The 18,137-nt window shown below is 46.6% G+C and carries 15 protein-coding genes and 1 pseudogene; 8 read left to right on the top strand and 8 right to left on the bottom strand.

Annotated features, from left to right (window positions below; all coding sequences use genetic code 11):
• The first annotated feature begins 69 nt into the window (after positions 1 to 69).
• Positions 70 to 273 (top strand): hypothetical protein, encoded by a 204-nt coding sequence (locus AFL22_RS24420; RefSeq protein WP_241773167.1) that lies wholly within the window; start codon positions 70 to 72, stop codon positions 271 to 273.
• 353 nt (positions 274 to 626) lie between these two features.
• On the opposite strand, the gene AFL22_RS06820 is transcribed toward AFL22_RS24420, so the two are convergent.
• On the bottom strand, positions 627 to 833 hold the full coding sequence (locus AFL22_RS06820) for a hypothetical protein (protein WP_052271058.1): 207 nt from the start codon (positions 831 to 833) through the stop codon (positions 627 to 629).
• The gene (locus tag AFL22_RS06815) at positions 808 to 1,293 is read right to left on the bottom strand and encodes a hypothetical protein (protein ID WP_052271057.1); all 486 of its coding nucleotides are present in this window, start codon (positions 1,291 to 1,293) and stop codon (positions 808 to 810) included. Before AFL22_RS06815 ends, AFL22_RS06820 begins: the two co-directional genes overlap by 26 nt.
• A 656-nt stretch (positions 1,294 to 1,949) precedes the next feature.
• On the opposite strand from AFL22_RS06815, the gene AFL22_RS06805 reads away from it, so the two are divergent.
• Positions 1,950 to 2,672 (top strand): replication initiation protein, encoded by a 723-nt coding sequence (locus AFL22_RS06805; protein WP_052271053.1) that lies wholly within the window; start codon positions 1,950 to 1,952, stop codon positions 2,670 to 2,672.
• A 1,356-nt stretch (positions 2,673 to 4,028) separates the two neighbouring features.
• Here AFL22_RS06805 and AFL22_RS06800 read toward each other — a convergent pair.
• A complete protein-coding gene (locus tag AFL22_RS06800) occupies positions 4,029 to 7,160 on the bottom strand; it encodes an SIR2 family protein (RefSeq protein WP_052271051.1) in 3,132 nt (1,043 codons plus the stop codon).
• Positions 7,161 to 7,808: 648 nt separating this feature from the next.
• Here AFL22_RS06800 and AFL22_RS06795 point away from each other — a divergent pair.
• Both AFL22_RS06795 and AFL22_RS06790 read left to right on the top strand, forming a co-directional pair.
• The gene (locus AFL22_RS06795; protein WP_052271050.1) at positions 7,809 to 8,840 is read left to right on the top strand and encodes a tyrosine-type recombinase/integrase; all 1,032 of its coding nucleotides are present in this window, start codon (positions 7,809 to 7,811) and stop codon (positions 8,838 to 8,840) included.
• A 216-nt stretch (positions 8,841 to 9,056) separates the two neighbouring features.
• The gene (locus AFL22_RS06790) at positions 9,057 to 9,746 is read left to right on the top strand and encodes an NYN domain-containing protein (RefSeq protein ID WP_052271049.1); all 690 of its coding nucleotides are present in this window, start codon (positions 9,057 to 9,059) and stop codon (positions 9,744 to 9,746) included.
• 171 nt (positions 9,747 to 9,917) lie between these two features.
• Here the strand turns inward: AFL22_RS06790 and AFL22_RS06785 are convergent, their stop codons facing one another.
• Complete coding sequence (locus AFL22_RS06785) at positions 9,918 to 10,598, bottom strand: DUF3313 domain-containing protein (RefSeq protein WP_052271048.1); 681 nt, start codon at positions 10,596 to 10,598, stop codon at positions 9,918 to 9,920.
• A gap of 122 nt (positions 10,599 to 10,720) precedes the next feature.
• Here AFL22_RS06785 and AFL22_RS06780 point away from each other — a divergent pair, with 122 nt between their 5' ends.
• Both AFL22_RS06780 and AFL22_RS06775 read left to right on the top strand, forming a co-directional pair.
• Positions 10,721 to 11,206, top strand: a complete 486-nt coding sequence (locus AFL22_RS06780) for a hypothetical protein (protein WP_052271046.1) — start codon at positions 10,721 to 10,723, stop codon at positions 11,204 to 11,206.
• A gap of 82 nt (positions 11,207 to 11,288) precedes the next feature.
• Positions 11,289 to 11,579 carry a hypothetical protein gene (locus tag AFL22_RS06775; RefSeq protein WP_052271045.1) on the top strand — a complete coding sequence of 97 codons (291 nt, stop codon included), beginning with the start codon at positions 11,289 to 11,291 and terminating at the stop codon, positions 11,577 to 11,579.
• A gap of 705 nt (positions 11,580 to 12,284) precedes the next feature.
• Here the strand turns inward: AFL22_RS06775 and AFL22_RS06770 are convergent.
• Complete coding sequence (locus AFL22_RS06770) at positions 12,285 to 12,902, bottom strand: TetR/AcrR family transcriptional regulator (protein WP_052271043.1); 618 nt, start codon at positions 12,900 to 12,902, stop codon at positions 12,285 to 12,287.
• A gap of 660 nt (positions 12,903 to 13,562) precedes the next feature.
• On the opposite strand from AFL22_RS06770, the gene AFL22_RS06765 reads away from it, so the two are divergent.
• Together AFL22_RS06765 and AFL22_RS06760 are read left to right on the top strand one after the other, a co-directional pair.
• Positions 13,563 to 14,786, top strand: a complete 1,224-nt coding sequence (locus AFL22_RS06765) for an oxalate decarboxylase family bicupin (protein ID WP_052271041.1) — start codon at positions 13,563 to 13,565, stop codon at positions 14,784 to 14,786.
• A 345-nt stretch (positions 14,787 to 15,131) separates the two neighbouring features.
• Positions 15,132 to 15,440: pseudogene (locus tag AFL22_RS06760) on the top strand (integrase core domain-containing protein); the annotation flags it as partial.
• A 234-nt stretch (positions 15,441 to 15,674) separates the two neighbouring features.
• Here AFL22_RS06760 and AFL22_RS06755 read toward each other — a convergent pair.
• From AFL22_RS06755 to AFL22_RS06745, 3 genes are all read right to left on the bottom strand, one after another.
• Positions 15,675 to 16,283: an isochorismatase family protein gene (locus AFL22_RS06755; protein WP_052271040.1), complete on the bottom strand. Its 609-nt coding sequence runs from the start codon at positions 16,281 to 16,283 to the stop codon at positions 15,675 to 15,677.
• Between the two features lie 29 nt (positions 16,284 to 16,312).
• Positions 16,313 to 17,080, bottom strand: coding sequence for a pirin family protein (locus AFL22_RS06750; protein WP_052271038.1), 768 nt, complete (start codon positions 17,078 to 17,080; stop codon positions 16,313 to 16,315).
• 215 nt (positions 17,081 to 17,295) lie between these two features.
• Positions 17,296 to 18,009 carry an SDR family NAD(P)-dependent oxidoreductase gene (locus tag AFL22_RS06745; RefSeq protein WP_052271037.1) on the bottom strand — a complete coding sequence of 238 codons (714 nt, stop codon included), beginning with the start codon at positions 18,007 to 18,009 and terminating at the stop codon, positions 17,296 to 17,298.
• Between the last annotated feature and the right edge of the window lie 128 nt (positions 18,010 to 18,137).

Here is an 18,137-nt window from a genome sequence, read left to right as displayed (position 1 = left end):
GTAACACGCTGTCCGCTGCAGGGGAAAATACTGCAGAAGCTGGACGCATCAGGTCGTCTTTCGCGCAGAATGCTTGAGGTTGAAGTGCCGTTTCTTCAAGAATTGTCACTTGAGGAGATATTTCGAATCCGGACTGATTACGAGCCAAGCGTAACGGCCTTCAGGCGCTCGCTGCGCGACTGTGCTCTTGAAATGGAGCAGGCGTCCGATCATGAAAAAATTCGTCAGTTACAGCTGCGATTCCGGGAACGCATCGCTGATGAAGGTTTTTAGGACCTGAAAAGGAAGCTTAGCGACTGGAAACGGCAGAGTTTGCAGGACAAGGCCCTGCTCACTGTACTGGCCGTTTTCGGATACGTGGGGGCACCAGCCTTTTCCATACTTTCTTCGGGGGCTGCCAGCCGCTGCAGGCGACGCTAGGAGCATACTGCAATCACAGAGAAATTACACACCATCCATCATGGTTCCTGCTACGCACATCAGGCATTAAACGCCTGATTAAATAGGATTTTAGCCCATTAAAAGTCGTGGATGAATGGCGCGTAAGAGAAACTTTAGGGCGGGCCGCAGAATTCTTTGAGCTGAGCCCGGTCTGTCGCCGGGCTCAGAGAAGAACATATTAGCCTTTAGGTACGAACTAACCGCGCTTTCAATCGCGGCGAAGACGTTGAGATCAGACGTCCTTCACGACCAAGCGTACCTTTTTGCTTCAGTTCAGCTGTCAACTCAGCCTTCAAAGCTTCATGAATGGACTGATTGCGTGAGATTTCCTGAGCCGAAAGGGGACGCGGACTCTGACGCATCACTTTATCTTTTGTCAGTTTCGAGTACATAAAAGTTAACCTCCTCACGGATATCTTCCCGGTAAACATAGTTTACATCAGGTGCATATTTCTTCAATAACCGATGGTAATAACGTGCGAGCGAATCTTTAAAAGGCGCGGCAAAGACGATGGTTGCACCTGTACGCTCAACCACATCAAAAATAGCCACCGCGATACCCTCTATGAAAAAATTTTCAAGTTCATCGGTGGTATAATGCATATCGGTGAGCTGCTCAAACTTCTGAACGCCGCTGATATCATAAAGAGTCTGTAGATCGAAAAAGTCCACCATTAAGGTGTTTTCACTGAGCTCAGCCTCAGTGTAATAGCAGTCAAGATAGGGAACCAAATCAGTACCTCCCTTAAATTCAACGATATAGTCAGCCCGAAGGCTATTTCCTTTATCCACCTCAACCAGATAGCGGAAAGGATTCGTATCTGCTGAATACTCCTTGACTTTTATGTCCATAAAATATTCAAATCCTGCTCGTGAATTTCCTTCAGTATATTCAATATATTAAAGCAAACCGTTTGCCCCTTCCATGTGCTTATGACGTACTGCTGATTAAAACGGTTATTTCCAGCTTTGCCTTTTTTCGGAACCACGATAACCAGAGGAGATTGGTGAAAGACATAACAAATCCGGAACCCATATACTTTGGCGATGCATTGATTTACTGCGTATCCATTAGCGCTCGCCGCAGGTCATGACCGAGCCCGCTCGCGAATGACCGAGGAAGCGAAACGTTATCCGCATCTGTATTTTCTGCTTACGCCCGGCTCTTGCTCGCAGGAAGGGGTTATGCACACTGTCCACAGGACTAAGTTTTAAAGGACTTTTTAGTATTTTATGTTTTTTAGGCTTTTTAGCGTCTTGCCAGGCCATGCTGTTCGTGGCCTGGACCGGATCCGTAATGGGATCCTGCACAACTCCGTATGGGGGGCTGCGCAACTTTCCGTGGGATTTGAAGCATATTCAGATGGGAAACGCATCAACAAACAGTGGGAAACACATCAAGTTGAAAATTTGTTTATGCACATGTTGATAAGTGCTAGATCAGAAGTTGCAATTTTCTCTCTTGATGCGAATATGGGTAATTATTTTTTTACCCACAAAGGCTTTGAATGAGCACTATCTCGCTGAAAAGTTTTAAAAAAAAGGTAAGCATCAAGCAATCTAATGAACTTACAGAAGCAGCCTATTACCTTCCTCTTCAGGCAAAGCGCGTACTGTGGCTGTGCCTGATGCAGGCCTATTTCAGCGAGGCCTCCGAAGACCTTGAGTCTGATGTATTGCCCCTATTCAGCGTAAGCGTCTCCGACTATGTCAGATATTTTAACGTGGCTACCGCGGTGGCCAGCCGGGATGTGAAGGCCGGCGTGAAGGCGCTGGGTGAGTCCACCGTGACGTTTTATCCAAGGGACGGGGAGTTTGAGCAGGTTACGCGTCCGTGGCTTTCAGAGGCGGGAATGAAGCGTGGCAGGGGCTCATGGCAGATCGAGTTCAACTACAAGGTGATGCCTTTCCTGGTGGGTTTGTCCTCTCAGTTCACCACGTATTCCCTTTATGATTGTGGCCAGCTCAACAGTGTGAAGGTCATCCGCCTTTATGAGAGCCTGTGCCAGTTCCGCAGCACCGGCACATGGGTAACGGATCACGAGTGGCTCTGTGAACGTTTTATGCTCCCGGACTCGCAGCGGTCGAATAAAGCGGAGATGAAGCGAACTTTCCTCGAGCCAGCTATCAAGAAAATCAACGAAAAAACGCCTTTACGGGTTAGCTATCGCACTCAGGACGACGGCCGGCTGCTGTTCAGCGTAATGGATAAGCCGCTGGCCATCAGCTGACGGGTGTGGCATCGCAAAAGTTGACCTTTTTCCCATAGGGTTCTGAAGTTGATGTGTTTCCCACAGTGGCTCTGCTTTGAACTTGATGTGTTTCCCATGCAGGCCTGATGTTTCCCCAGCAAACGTGACCTTTTTCCCACAGATTGCTGACTCCTGACGGTATTTCCCGCGGACGCATGCACAAATCTGACCTGTTTCCCATACCGGCTACCCTTTAAAAGCGTGAATCCGCGTCTTCGCACCTGCAGCGCGGTAAAGTTGATGTATTTCCCACAGTCAGCTGTCCACACAGCACGCCCCGGAACAAACATGATGTCTTTCCCACATACTTACCGGGCGGGGTTTTAGGCCACTGTTGAGCGCCGGCAACTTGATGTATTTCCCATAACACCCTCACTGAAACATGACCTGTTTCCCATACTGGTCGCCAGAATATCCTGCCGGCAGCCGTGTCTTCCGACGCGTCTTCTGTGCGGCCGCGCCATGATGTGCCGCGCTGTCGAAAGAGTTATTGTGGTGATGTACGTGAGGCTGGTCAGGTAGCATTCTCCCCGTCAGTACTAATCAATGACCGGCAGCCTGAACTCACCGTTTACCCAGACGTGGTATCATCACTCATAGTGGCCGGCCCCCCTGTACGTTAAGCAAAAAGCCATCCATGACCTGGCTGCTCCCGCGGGGACAGGAGATGATGTCGTGGCGCCGCATTGCCTCAAGTACCGCATGACGTCATTGGGTGGCCGCGCGTCCGGAAACCAGCTTATGGAACAGATTTTTTGGCGTATCGCGTTGCAAACTCATCTCGGCAGCGTGCCAGAATAGCCGTTCGGAGCGTAGTATGGTTCATCGTTACTTCCTTTCTGACTTAACAAAAAGGGCAGGCAGGCATGCCGGCCCCATGAAGCGTTCAGTCTGCGGAAAGTACTTCAGCCTGATGTAACGATTTTTCTTTTGTACGGGACAGAGGCCGCGTAGTGTCCATACGGCGTTACGGGGGACGCGTCGGCGGCGATTAACCAAGATTGCGAACCGCAGGCAGGAGAAGCCGCGAGAATTCACCCGCATCCATCGAGAACCGCACGCCGAGCTGGCGTGTGACGTCAAGCGCGAACATTCTTGTGTAAATGCGCATAATACTTGTTATGCTAAATCATCCTCTTGCATTATTTTAATCTCCTTCCCAGTACTAGTTGCTGTTTGAATGAGAGAAAATTATAATAAACTCTTTAATCTATTATGATTGTTAAATGTCTAATAAAAATTGAGTTAATATTGTTATGATGCTAATCGAAATAAACATCCCAAATGTCGGATAAAAAAATAAATGTGAGGGAAGGATGGCCCTTCCTCACACTATTACTTAATTCTAATGGCTGAATTAAATATGTCACTAAGTTCTGTAGAAGCAAAGCAATGCTCAAGCTTTCTCAATTCAGATGTATATTTTTCTCTCATTATTTCGTTTCCATTTAAACTCCAATTTATCGCACTATGCCGATAAAGATTTAGTAATGAAGAAATGTCATTATTTTCACTATAGATTACCCATAAGATGTCGTGGCATTGATCTATTAATGTTTTAAGGCGTTGAGAATAACTATAGATATATGCATTGCGCAAAAATTCTTGATCAGCAACACTTAATCTATAAACCTCATTGTTATTTATCAGGCTTCTTGCTTTTCTTACTGACGCCCTGATTTTCGTATATATATCTTTACTTGAATTTATTATTGAATCATAAAGCTCCTCACGGTGTTGGGATGATTTAATTAAGTTTGCTCTTTCAAGAGCTATATTGTTTGCTGTAAGCTCATATCCCAACTTTCTGGATCTTTTTTCAAGAGCAGCCATTTCAAGTAGTTTATTACCCGCATCTATATACCTCAATTGCATGCTATGAGCGGTTATCCAAGATGATGACATTTTACTAGGATTTAATCTCTTTATCTCTTTTGTTACTACTTTTAAAGTGTCACTATCTTCTTTGTGAGCAGCAATATATGCTAAATCAATAAGCACACCGGTCCTTTCAGTATTGCTCATTTTTGGATATGAAATTAACAATTCATTCAAAATTAGATTTGATTCAGAATGCATGCCGATCATTCTCAACCCTTCTCCCATCCTTATTTTTATTTTATAAACATCAACAATTGATTCGATTCCATCACATGCTGCGAGGAACTCACTCGCAGAAGAACACACTTCATCAAATCGGCCTAAATCATACAAATAATCAATATATGATAATGCAGCATAGTACACGGATTTTATTTCCCTTTTGAGGTTTCTGTGTATTGCAATATTTATAAAAGTCATTATCAAAGAATGAACATTACCCATGCCACACTCATAATTTTCGCTTAAAAAATCAGTTACAGTCGCGTTTATTTTAATTTTCCCGGACATCCACTCAGGTCCTAATAATAATTCCAGACCTAATTTTGATAGTTCAAACGCATGATCTTGATTCATGATTTTTCTGACATAGACTGAAATTATTGGATCTACAAAAAGTAACAAACTAGTACGGGCCGGTATTTTTTTATTAATTAATATAGATCTATTCCTTACATCTATTAACCCTAAACTTCTTAACCTATGAAAAGACTTTTGCTTCAAATTATAACGTGAAAAGTATTTTGTGATGTTTTTGAAGCTTTCTCCAGATTCCATCAATGAAAGAATCATCAAAATAATAAAGCAATCTTTGTTTTCTTTATTTTCAGATAATGATAGCTCTATTATAAAATCACGCATTCTTTTTGGAATAGATTCATCCTGATAATCATCACTCAATATTTTATAACTGTTTGTTTTGTCGAAGATTATATCTTTGTAATCTTGAGGAGTCATTAGTATCAATTCTTCTAATATACTATCAATTTTATCAGGTAATGATTGTGACATTTTTAACAGCTGGTTATAATTATTGGCTTCTAAAAAATCTGTTCTAAAATTCTCGTGCTGTGTTAAGTAGGTATAGAAATCCGGATGATCTAAGGGGTAAAGTGATATAGTTTCATAAGGGAGTTTACTTAATGTATTATCACCACATAGTATCACTTTAATATTTGATTTACTTTCCTGGAAAGTATTGATTGTTTCAAGTAACGATTTCCTCCAATTAATATCATCAAGGTTAGATATGTTATCTATTAACAAAATACAGGTGGGCTCTGATAAAAACGAGGATAAAAATGGTGCGGGGTATGCACCTATTTGTTTTTTAAATATCTCATGTAGATTTTCAATATTGTTAATGCCGCTTGCGTCGATTTTATAAACAGTGCTTTTATATAGATTATTATTTGAATGTATGACAGAGGAAAGGAAACCTAATTTTCCTGAACCTAGCTTATCAACAATCGCTAGAACCTTATTGGAATTTAAAATGCTCTGTGATTTTTGTTGTTCGTTCAGTCTAATATGTCTGTGAGTAATTTTAATGTCAATAAATGTTTCAATTAGAATTTCATTTCTTATATCGCTGTTAGCTGTAATTGATTTTTTTTCATTCAGGCCACTAATTGAATCATTAACTGATTTAATTATTTCTGTATTTATTTTTGTGGGAAATTTTGTTCTGGACTCAATGTAACTTTTCAATTCAGAAAATATAGTTTTACAGTTAATACCTTTGTACGGTCTGAATTTATATCCTAAAATAGCAGGCGTTATTGAATCAAACAAAGTTGAGTTATTTTCTGAAATATCATCATCACTATCACTGTAAAAGCACCATAAAATGTCTATCTTTGAATTTTTTTTAGCTGCAACAGCTTTTAAGGATTTTAAAAAAATATCATCCCATCCACCGTACCCCATAATCACTAATGTTGAATTTTTTATTATCTGTTCAAGTGATTCTTGAAGTGATTCTCTGGGCATTTTAAGTTGCATTTCTGTATGCAAAGTAACATCACCTTTCCAAAAACCATGTATGTGATAAATTTCAGTTAATTTACGGCTCATGACTTTTTGTGGAATAGACCCATCAGTATCTAGTGTATAGGCTGAATATTGAACACCATTTGTACTTAGCGCTATTTCAATTAATGGATCAAAGTTTGTGGTTAAGATTGAAGATACATTATTATTCTTAACAAACTCGGAAAATTGATCTAAAGACGGTGGATAATCCATTTCCTCATCGTTTTTAGCATTACATCCAATTTCAATGGCTTCTTCTATGATAGAGTTTGCAAAGCTAGGGCTTTTCCACGTGTAAATAAACTCGAATGAGTTATGATAGCGGGTTGCTCCTTCACAATCACCAATCTCATTTAAATACTCGTCTAAAAGCCTTTGTTCCTCCATTTTATTCTTAATTAAATCTAAAATCCCATCAACATTCGGAACGCCGATTCCACCATTAATGTCGGGAGAGGTAAAAGCTGAGCCAAAAAGAAAAGTAAGTGGTGTTTTTTTTTCAATAACGTCAATCATTGCACTTAAAAATGCGTTTTTTGGAGCTATTTTCATGAGATCTAACTTTCCTTCTAGTTCGTATGATTTTATGATCAACAGTTCAAATTTCGAAGCTTGAAATGCGATGATTATGCATAAAAGATAAGTATTTTTAATGCTACTTTTTATTCAATTTTGCACTTTTTTTACATGATAAAGAGTTTTTTGGACTAAAAATCTACTGTTTTTCTATTTTTAGCTTATTTAACTATTTTCACTACTTAAAATAGGTTCTTATTGCAAGGGAGCGTTTTTTTTCATAATTTTAAGTTGTTCATAGTTAATGTATGGGCTGTTTTCCTCATTAACCCTTGGGTTTTGGTAAATAATTAAAAAAACCTATAACTCATTTTTTTTATTCACCTGCTCTTATCGGAATCATTGTTCAACTTTATGATCTTTTAACCTTATATAATTATCCTTATATAAGGACAGACAGGGTCTCAGAAAGCCTGTATCATGCAGATCCGGGCCGGATCCTGAGCTTTACGTGCAGTTCTACGAAACGACGATGTTCCGGACGGTGTGCTGCAGAACATCACCCTGGCGAGGGTGGTTACAAATCCGGCAGCGCTACGTAAAATCTGACGGGCATTGCCCCTGCTTCTTTCTCAGAATTCGCGTAGCGCTGCCTTCCAGTCAACAGGTGTAAACGGAGCAAACATGAACGATCTCTCCGATTTTACCGGTGTAGCTCTCGGCAGCAGCGCTGGTGATGATCTCACCGCGAAACTGGCCGCGTTCGTTCGCCATCGGGAGGCTTTTTCGGCCAACACGTGGCGTCAGCTGCTGAGCGTGATGCGGATCTGCTGGCGCTGGTCACAGGAGAATCTTCGGTCCTTTCTGCCAATGACCCCGGATGATATGCAGGACTACCTGTTTCACCTGCAGGCCATCGGCCGTTCGACCTCCACCATTTCGGTGCACGCGGCGCTGATATCGCTGTTACACCGTAACGCGGGACTGGTGCCGCCAACGGTTTCAACGGACGTCGTGCGTGCCAGGAAAATGATAAACCGCACAGCAGTCATGTCTGGTGAGCGCACAGGGCAGGCGGCGCCATTCTGCCGGCCGGACCTGAACCGTCTGGATGCTGAATGGGCTCATTCATCCCGTCTGCAGCAGCTGCGCGACCTCGCGTTTATGCACGTTGCTTATGGCACGCTTCTCCGTATGAGCGAGCTTTCCCGTCTGCGGATCAGGGATATCTCCCGTGCAGCAGACGGGCGTATCATTCTGGACGTTGGCTGGACCAAAACCATCCTGCAGTCAGGAGGCATCGTTAAGGCCCTCAGTGCGAAGTCATCCCACAGGCTGAGCGAATGGATAACCGCGGCGGGTCTCGCCGGCGAACCTGATGCTGTTATCTTCTGTCCTGTTCATCGATCTAATCGTATCGCCAGGGTGTCAAAAGTTCCCATGAGCGCACCCTGCCTGGAAGCGATTTATCGTCGTGCCCGTCAGGCTGCGGGTGAGACGAAGCCTCTTGAAACCAACAAAGGGCGCTATGCAAGCTGGAGCGGCCACAGCGCCCGCGTCGGCGCCGCACAGGATATGGCCAGAAAAGGAATATCCATTGCGCAGATCATGCAGGAAGGTACGTGGACGCAGACCCAGACTGTCATGCGCTACATTCGTATGGTTGAAGCTCACCGCGGAGCAATGGTCACTCTGATGGAAAACGATGATGATTAGCTGATAAAGCGATCCAGTGAAAGTGAAAAGGCGCTAAAGCTTTGCCTGTCGGCTGAGTTATGGCTTCGTGATACCGAATTGGGTTGACGTACTCGTCAATGTATAATACTATTTTTCATACAACTCAACCCCGAACGCAGCGATTAAGTTCACTGGCAGTTGGGGTGAAAAAACCGGCCAGCGAGCCGGTTTTTTCGTATCTGAAGGGAAGCAAACGTGCGCACAGCTTTTTTTATAGACGGATACAACCTCTTTTACGGCCTGCTGGCCGGTACACATTATAAGTGGCTCGACCTGCCAGCCCTGCTAACCCACATAACGAAAATACAGAATCCTGCTTCTGAGACTATCCAGGTAAATTACTTCACGTCTCCGGTATTACCAAGCCTTGCAACATTGGGAATCCAATCTAAAGAAGCTCAGGATACCTATATTCGCGCCCTTATTGCGAAAAGCGTAACAGTGACACTGGGTAAACACCGGTTAGAGCATGGCACAGCTCCCCGCTACATAGATAAACACACGCCGGCTTCAAGGCAGGATAAGGTGGATATATGGGATCTGGAAGAGAAACAGACCGATGTAAGCTTAGCCATAGGTATGTACAGGCTCCTTTCACAACAGCAGAAACTGCAGGCTGATGAACGTATACAACAGATAGTTCTGGTGTCTGCCGATACTGATATGACGCCAGCGCTAAAAGCGATAAAGGAAGACTTCCCCGAAATCACAGTAGGCATCATTCTTCCCCATCGGGAAGGAATAGATCGTGAAGTTCCTGGCTCCCTCAAAAATTACGCACACTGGGTTAGAAAGAACGTAAAAATAGCTGAGCTACAGGCGCATCAGTTTCCAGATCGCGTCCCCACTAAGAAGAAGCCTGCTGATAAGCCCCGTTACTGGTGACCCGGTAATTGTTCAGTGTCCGCTATGAGCGAAAAGCGTACATTGGAAATTCATAACACAGCCCTTTTCAGCGCGAGAATAGCTTTTATTAACGATGCCTGAAACTATCTCCTGCCAGTGCAGCGATAGCTACACTGACAAAGCCCATGCCCCCAAACTGTCACGTTCTGGTTATCGTCTGTCCTTGCGCAGTTTTTCCAGTAACTGCTCTGCGCCTTTGTCCACACCTGTTTCTGCCGCACTCATTGAGCCAAACGTTGCACCTACGTTCATCGCATTAGGGTACTGCTCCGCCACGTAGGCCAGCAGGAGTTCACCGGTCGCAGCATCTTTCACTTCCACTGCATAGTTTACGTAACCGCTCATCAGTCCGCGCCCGCCGCGTATGGACTGAACGATATTATAAGGACCGCCTGCCAGGTCGAACTTCGTAAAGGTCCCCACTACCTGCGGCGTCGTGTCCGCACCGGTCAGCGTCAGCTTAAGCCGGAGAGAAGGGGCATTCCCGCCGCTGGTGTTAACAGTAAATTTCTCCCGCAGCACGTCAGCAAACTTCTTCTGCATGTAGTCTGCCAGATTGCGCCGGTCTTGCTCAGACAGGTCATTAAACTGTGCGTCGCTGCCGCCATAGATTTCAACAGGATCGATGGTGATGCTGCGATATTTGCTCCAGTCAACCGGGGTGGCATAGCGGAAGGGGATCCGGTCGCTGTCATCAGCCGTGTTAGGCGTCATGCGTGATGTGGCCTGTATGCCGGAATATTTTACCGGTGACGTGGACGAACATCCCGCGGCGGCAATGACGACGGTCAGGATAAGCGTACGGGACAGCTGTTTTGTGAGGCAAACCATAAATATTCTCCGGCTAATCTTCTGATATATTGAACTGTACGGTATAGTTATTATGGTTTATCCTGACCCTGTCAAGAAAATGTTTCAGTACGTGTCAGTAACTTTCACATGAGGAGTGCGGAATGCTTTATTTCGGTCCGGAAGTTTCGTCGTCAGGCATCACGCACTGGCCCCGTTCCCGGCTGGCCATCACGCCGGTACTGAGGGAGGGCATACCGGAGCCCGTGCGGGAAGTGTGTGCTGAGCGCGCCTGTTTTATCCCGAGCCTGCCGCTCCGCTATTCCGGCCTGCCGGTGCGGCGCAGGCTGATCAGAACGATGCTGACGCTGCAAAAATATGGCGAAGCCAGGAGCATCCCTGATGGCCCGGGGCAGGATGCCGTTACACCGGCAGCGGACTATGCGCGGAGCGTTATTGATACGGCAATGCTGCGCGGAGAGTTGCGCTGCCGGCCCTCTGGCGAAATGGCTGATGCTTACCTGAAGCTGGCAGAGGAGCTGCGGAGCAAGATGGCTGGCCTTCAGCAGGATAAGGCGCTGCTCCGTACAGAGGTGAGGCGCAGAACAGCTGATTTTCTTCGGCGGTATGCGGCGGGTTCAGGAGCATGAAGATACTGCTTATCCGGGTCGTTCTGGCGCTTGTTTTTATTGCCGGCGGCCTCTTCACCGCATTTGACGCCCGGGTCAGCTGATGAATGGATGGCTGATAGCCGGATTGCTGAAAAATACGTCGCCGGGGCAATGGCTGGTATATGGGGCAATTCTGCTGACCGTGGCATGCGCCCTGCTCAGAACCGCCGGCAACCTCAGTGAAATACGCCATCTGCGCCGGTTCGGGCAGCGCCGGGCCGGATACTATGCAGTCAGGGTGTGGGGGGCCTCATCAGGACGGGTGAAGATACTTCTGGCGGCGGAATGCCTCATTGTGAACGCGTTATCTGTACTGCTGCTGCTTGTGCTCAGCGATATCACCCTCTGGTGAAAGCCCTGCAGTGCCTAGCCCGGGTCTCAGGTATGCGCGTTTTCAGAACCCCATAAGCGAAGACTTTACATGAAAGAGAAAACAATGATGGACATAAACTGCCAGTGATCAACGGCGGGGTCTCCTGACTGGACTGGAGCATCCTGAGCATCCTGATTTTATCTGGCGCTCTTGCGGTGACCGTCGTGATTATGTGGTGGCACGTCATCAATAACGTAAAAGAAATCCTCCATATCCGGCGCCTGAAAACCCGCCGCGGGAGAAAATATACAGACGGCGCCTGGGGGGCCACCAGGGCTCGTTAATTACGCTGCTTGTTGCAGAAATTATGGTGGCTATGGCCATAAGTACCCTGATTGTGCTCATGCTGTCGGAGGTATCATTTTAACCGTGCGCAGGCGGTGTTAGGAAATTACCCGCCTGAAGACGGGCAGGTAAAGTTCAGATGTGGCTGCCGATAGAAAGACATCCGGTGAGCATCAGTACGGCTATGCCGGTAATGAGGCTATAAAAAGACGCATATCAGCTCCTCAGAATAAAGAAACGCAGCCGCTTAGCAGAAGCGAACACACGGTCAGACCTGCCACCAAAATGAAACGATTAAGCATTGACTTAAACCCTCAATAATTAAACTGTACGTATCAGTATATATACCTTGAGATTAGTCAACTGTTCAGGGTGAATAATCCGTCTTTGCTGGTCAGATCAGCGTGGTGATGCACCTGATATAAACACCTCTACAGCGCTTTTTACCATAGAGATGATATCTTCGTGTGTATAAACCGGCATTTTGTAACGCAGAAAGAGTTCATCAGCCTCGGCTTTTACCAGCGCAGAAAACTGTTTCGCCCTGAGGTCGGGGCGGGCGGGAGCCAGATCACCAGCCTCGATGTGCTGTTTCATCAGTGTTGCCAGAGCGTTCATGCTTTCACGGACACCGGACTCATAAAAAATATCGCCGATGCCGGAATGTCCGGCCTCGCCGATAACCATGCGATACAGCTGGAGCCCCTTCCAGTCCGATGTCATTGCACCCAGCATGCCCTCACCAAAGCGCTGCAGCCTGTCAGCCAGAGGAAGATGACGACTATCCTGACTGTGAATATCGTCTGCCGCGCGCGTCAGAAAATTGGTGCCGTAGGCCCTGACAACGGCGTCAAGAAGGCTCTCCTTGGAGGAGAAATAGTTATAGAGCGTGGCTTTTGAGCATTCTGCGGCTCTGGCCACAGCGTCCATGGAGGCGCGTTCGTAACCCTGCTCAAGAAAAACGGTCGTGGCGGCGTTAAGGATGTCAGTTCGTTTCTTTTCAGTCAGTGTTCGCATGTGGTTCTCCCTGTAAACAGGATTATGTTAACAGAACCACTTGGTTCATTAAAGGCGTGTATTTTTAGTTCAGTATCCAGATTGCTGACTTTAAACTGCTCCTCATAATTAATGGAATGCAGGCTCAGCAATATCCGCTCTGCACAAAGCGGACCGATCCCTTAACGTTCGCCAGCATTCGGTAAAACGCCAATTCCACCAAACCGCCCACATTCGCTGGACTTCGTCCGCTGTGAGCGAGAAGCGGACTTCGTTGTCTGGTGTGTAATCAGGGGTAACAGTGCAGCCCTCAATAACCTTACCCCTATCTGAGATTGTGCGTGAGAGTTTACAGCTCACATGACTCAGGCCTTATCAAACCGCTTAATTCGTAAAAATTCTTATCAATAGTTACTAATGAATGGTAAAAAGAAAATCATAACTGCCCGCTTTATTTGACGATAAGTGCTTAGTTTTTCAGGATAATACCCTTATAAATATACGGTGATTAAACAACATTAAATTTACTTAATACATTCAATAATCTTTATTATTTATGGCCACTTTACCCCTTTCCTCAGTGTTACAAAGTTGTTGTTCCCTAAGCTTTGAGCCCGTTTATAACTTCAGAGCGGTAATAAAAATAAGCCGTATAAAAAATTATTCTGAGGAGGGATGGATATGAAATCACTGACAAGACGACACTTTATGGCTTTTGCGGCAGGTGGCACTGTCGTGCTTGCAGCCGGTCAGGCCATGGCACATGACAACACCGTAAAGACGTTTTCGGCTGGGACCGAAGGTGGGGGACGGGATCCGGGGCCCCATGATCCTACCCGTGAGGCAGAAAATCCGGACATCGTGAATCCACCCGACACAGACAGCGGAACGCTGCCAAATCTTCGCTTTTCTTTCAGTGATGCACACGTTCGCAAGGGAAGCGGGGGCTGGACGCGTCAGGTGACACAGCGGGAGCTGGGCATATCTACCACAATCGCGGGTGTGGACATGCGTCTCAATGCCGGAGGTATCCGTGAGCTGCACTGGCATAAAGAGGGGGAGTGGGCTTATATGACTTACGGCAACGCGCGGGTTACCGCTTTTGACGCCAGCGGAGGGTGGTTCGTAGATGATATTGCTGCTGGTGATCTGTGGTATTTTCCACCCGGTATTCCCCACTCGATTCAGGGGCTCGGTCCCGATGGCTGTGAATTTTTACTGGCTTTTGACGACGGTAATTTTGATGAGGACAGCACTTTTCTGCTGTCAGACTGGTTCAGGCATGTTCCCCCGGACATTCTCGCCAAAAATTTTAAGGTACCAGTATCTTCATTTTCGCACCTGCCCTCACCTGATGATGAGTATATTTTTGCTGGCAACGTTCCAGGTAGCCTGGAATCAGATAGCATTAAAGGCGCGGCGAAGTCGAAAACCCGCTTTACGCACAGGATGCTGGCACAGGAGCCTGTACGCGCACCGGGAGGAACCGTCAGGATCACAGATTCGTCCAATTTTCCGATTTCAAAAACGATTGCCGCCGCACTGGTGGAAATTGAGCCGGGCGGCCTGCGGGAGCTACACTGGCACCCTAACAATGATGAATGGCAGTATTACCTTGAAGGAGAGGGACGGATGGGGGTCTTTGCATCATCCGGCCAGGCAAGGACTTTCGACTATCGCGCTGGAGATGTGGGATATGTTCCTTTTGCTATGGGACACTACATCGAAAACACCGGTAAGGGGCCACTGCGTTTTCTTGAGCTTTTCAAAAGTGATTACTATGCCGATATTTCACTTAACCAGTGGCTGGCCAGTACACCTCCTGATCTTGTCCGGCAACACCTTCATCTGGATGACGAATTTATGAACATGCTTTCCCTTAAAAAGGATCCGGTTGTGAAGTAACCAGGTCAGTCTGAAGCAATTAAGACAGACGCTGACATGTCCATATTCAAACTAAAGTGTCCGCTTTTGGCACAAAGCGGACTGACGGCAGGCTAGGGTCCGCTATGAGCGAGGAGCGGACGTTAAAATGATGGCGACCGGGAAGTTCTGCCACATAAGACATAACACCCCGGCCACGTACGGAACACGTGCAGCCTTAGAGCGGTTAGGGCTGTGCGTTCTGGTAGAGGTCCCAGCGATTGCCGTAGATGTCCTCAAATACAACCACCAACGATCGCCACGTATCCCATGCATCGCTTTTGCGTTCTCATTTCTGCTCCGTCAGGTTTGAGGCACAACAGCCCGGACAACGGCCCGGAACTGATATCACTGGCTCTGGCGCAATGGGCTGAAGACCATGGTGTGATACTGGAATTTATCAAGCCGGGTAAGCCGACGCAGAACGCGTTTATTGAGAGGTTTAACAGGACGTACCGGACAGAAATACTGGATTTTTACCTGTTCAGAACGCTGAACGAGGCACGGGAAATCACAGAGCGCTGGCTGAAAGAATACAACAGTGAGCGGTCCCATGAATCCCTGAATAAACTGACACCGAAAGAACACCGGCTGATGGCTGAGAAACCGGAAATCTCAAAAAGTGTGTGGAAGTAAAGCTGGGATACTTACATCCTTAAGTATGTTTTGAAACTGCCTGAATTATGAGCAGACTTTAACTATTTTCATTTTTGGACAATTTACTCAGAATGGTTGCTGACTCACGTTGGAATATAAAGACACTAATCATCAACAGTCATATTAAATGAATTGCCGCGGGTATTTTATGAAGAATTAAGATCGCTGGAATAAATCCGGCGATCTTAATATTAAAATTTGTAACGCTCACTATCAGGCAGAAATTCCCGCTCCCAACGCCGGGAAGACATCGCTGAACAAGAGGCCAATCAGTTGCTGCCCGTTAGGCGTTGACCAGTCCTGTGCAATCTCAGCCATCAGGGTATTTGTTGCCGTCAGTACTACACCGGCATCGTGCATGCGCTGGCGTGAGAACTCTTCAGACAGGTCGCTTGGGGAACCCGAAGCATCCATTACCGCCTGTACATTAAAACCTTCCAGTGCAGCATCAATCGCCGGGAAAATCAGGCAAACGTCAGTGGTCACGCCCGCCATAATAAGGTTTTTACGACCGGTAGCCAGCACCGCTTCATGGAAAGCAGGGTATGCCCACGCATTAACTACGCCTGGCCGTTTAATACGCGCCGTATGCTCATATGGCAGAATTTCGGCGATTTCAGGTAAAATTGGCCCCTGAGCATTATCTTCCTGGCTGGAGGTGATAACCGTTGGCAGGTTCAGAATTTTCGCCATTTTTGCGAGCGCAATCGACTGTTTCGCTGCAAGCTGCGAGTCAATATTTTTAATCAGCTGCATAGTGCCTACCTGGTGATCGATCAGCAGTAATGCAGTGTTATCAGCGGTAAATCTTTCTTGAGCCATGGGTAAATCCTCTTTAGTGTTGATCAATTTTAATGTAGCGGAGGTGCTGTAAAAAGCACCACGTGGCTACTGCCCTCTGGAGCTCTCAACGCAATGTCGCGAGGAGAATCGGACGCCGGATAAACCGGCAGTTTCAGGTCTTCAATGCTGTAATTGTGGCCATCAATTTCTGTAGCACCCGAAATGGGCATCGCAAACAGAATATGGCCTGACGGGATGGACACCGTCATTTCGGCATTTGCCTGTAATGAGATATCAAGTAGCGTTACATCAGTTGGCGGATTCAGTGGTGAACGCTTGCCCTTAAAGCTGCCCAGCGGGATACGGATCGTCACTCCCGGTTGCTGAACGATGGGAACATCCTGTGGTTCAAGCATCAATGGAAATGGATCGATATCACGATTGTCCGGACTCAGCGCGACGAAGATTTGTAATCCGTGAACGGTTTTTCCCTGCACGGCCGGCACTTCTTCATGCGCAATCCCTTTTCCTGCCGTCGTCCAGTGAAGCCCTCCCGGTTGAATCAAATTCTGAGTACCAATAGAGTCGCGATTCAGCATCCCTGTCTGAGAGTCAGATAACAGATAAGACACCGCCGAGATTCCGCGGTGTCTGTGCGGAGGGAAGGTGGGCGCCCCCATCCAGTAATGATCTACGCCAATGTAAGGAGAAAATAATGCCTGCTTTCCGCCTGCCCGTAGTCCGTAGCTGCGGAAGCTGCTGTCATGATTTGCATAGTTAACTTTGGCTATCACCGGGGATGTCAATGCATCAAACTGTGGGGACTGCGTTTTCACTTTCTGCTCCCAAAATAATAACGTGGGATAATCATCTCTTTTTATTTATCAGCAATAAAGATACCTAAATGGATTACATTGCTCCATTTATGGAGCAATCAGGGAGGGTAATCTGGCCACATCCTTCATTGTTTATGGGAACGACAAAAACATCGCCTCATACAATCGAAGCTGACGAATGTCTCATCAAGCCAGTGACTGAGCCGTTCAGCACACTACCACTTCTCGCGCCACGGCCGGACTTCAGTCTCAAAACTCCAGCCTTTCCTTTGCTGTGTTGTCAGAAAATAGGCAGCTTCAGCAACTGCTTCCGGTTCAACAAATTCATCCTCTGGCCTGTCAGGCATGCTCTCACGCGTTTTGGGCAAATCAACAATCCCATCAATAATCACGACGGAGACGTGTATGCCTTCCGGCCATAGTTTGCGCGCCATGGATTCTGCCAGACTGTGCTGTGCGGCTTTCGCCGGTGCAAAGGCCGCTGTGTTTGCGCCACCACGCCGTGAAGCTGTTGCACCTATAAAAACAATGTCGCCTTTCTGGCTGGCCTTCATTGATGGGATAACTTGCTGTGCGCAAAGAAGAGCGCCGTAAGCATTGATGCGCCATGAAGATTCAAACTGCTCCGGGGTGATGGTTTCAACATCGGCAAAAACGCCTGAACCTGCATTGAAGATCAGCACCTCAACATCTCCCAGCTCACTGTGGATAGCCTTGAAGGCCGCGGCCACCGAGACTGGATCACCAACATCACAGGCATAAGCTCTGGAATGGCTGAGTTTATCTGCCAGCTTCTGGGTTTTTTCAAGGCTACGGGCCAGTAAGGCAACAGCATACCCGGCATCTGTAAACCGTTTTGCCAGAGCCAGACCATTTCCGGCACCGGCACCAGCAACAACTGCAACGGGGCGGGCATTTTTGTCACTCATGGTTTATTCCTTCATTATGAATGGCTATAGCTCTAGGGATATAATTTTAGAACACACTGCCACTGCCTGAATGAGTGCTTTTTGGAATAGTGTTTTCCATTAATGGAACTATAAAAAATCAGACTGAA

This window comes from Pantoea sp. CFSAN033090 (genome assembly GCF_001264395.1).
Lineage (GTDB): Bacteria > Pseudomonadota > Gammaproteobacteria > Enterobacterales > Enterobacteriaceae > Pantoea > Pantoea agglomerans.
The sequence above is the reverse complement of the archived record's forward strand: the minus strand, read 5'-3'. Positions and strand labels throughout refer to the sequence as shown.

Bases quoted from the DNA above. Each gene is read 5' to 3' on its own strand.
- AFL22_RS24420 (WP_241773167.1), top strand. From the start codon at position 70: ATGCTTGAGGTTGAAGTGCCGTTTCTTCAAGAATTGTCACTTGAGGAG.
- AFL22_RS06820 (WP_052271058.1), bottom strand. From the start codon at position 833: ATGTACTCGAAACTGACAAAAGATAAAGTGATGCGTCAGAGTCCGCGT.
- AFL22_RS06815 (WP_052271057.1), bottom strand. From the start codon at position 1,293: ATGGACATAAAAGTCAAGGAGTATTCAGCAGATACGAATCCTTTCCGC.
- AFL22_RS06805 (WP_052271053.1), top strand. From the start codon at position 1,950: ATGAGCACTATCTCGCTGAAAAGTTTTAAAAAAAAGGTAAGCATCAAG.
- AFL22_RS06800 (WP_052271051.1), bottom strand. From the start codon at position 7,160: ATGAAAATAGCTCCAAAAAACGCATTTTTAAGTGCAATGATTGACGTT.
- AFL22_RS06795 (WP_052271050.1), top strand. From the start codon at position 7,809: ATGAACGATCTCTCCGATTTTACCGGTGTAGCTCTCGGCAGCAGCGCT.
- AFL22_RS06785 (WP_052271048.1), bottom strand. From the start codon at position 10,598: ATGGTTTGCCTCACAAAACAGCTGTCCCGTACGCTTATCCTGACCGTC.
- AFL22_RS06780 (WP_052271046.1), top strand. From the start codon at position 10,721: ATGCTTTATTTCGGTCCGGAAGTTTCGTCGTCAGGCATCACGCACTGG.
- AFL22_RS06775 (WP_052271045.1), top strand. From the start codon at position 11,289: ATGAATGGATGGCTGATAGCCGGATTGCTGAAAAATACGTCGCCGGGG.
- AFL22_RS06770 (WP_052271043.1), bottom strand. From the start codon at position 12,902: ATGCGAACACTGACTGAAAAGAAACGAACTGACATCCTTAACGCCGCC.
- AFL22_RS06765 (WP_052271041.1), top strand. From the start codon at position 13,563: ATGAAATCACTGACAAGACGACACTTTATGGCTTTTGCGGCAGGTGGC.
- AFL22_RS06755 (WP_052271040.1), bottom strand. From the start codon at position 16,283: ATGGCTCAAGAAAGATTTACCGCTGATAACACTGCATTACTGCTGATC.
- AFL22_RS06745 (WP_052271037.1), bottom strand. From the start codon at position 18,009: ATGAGTGACAAAAATGCCCGCCCCGTTGCAGTTGTTGCTGGTGCCGGT.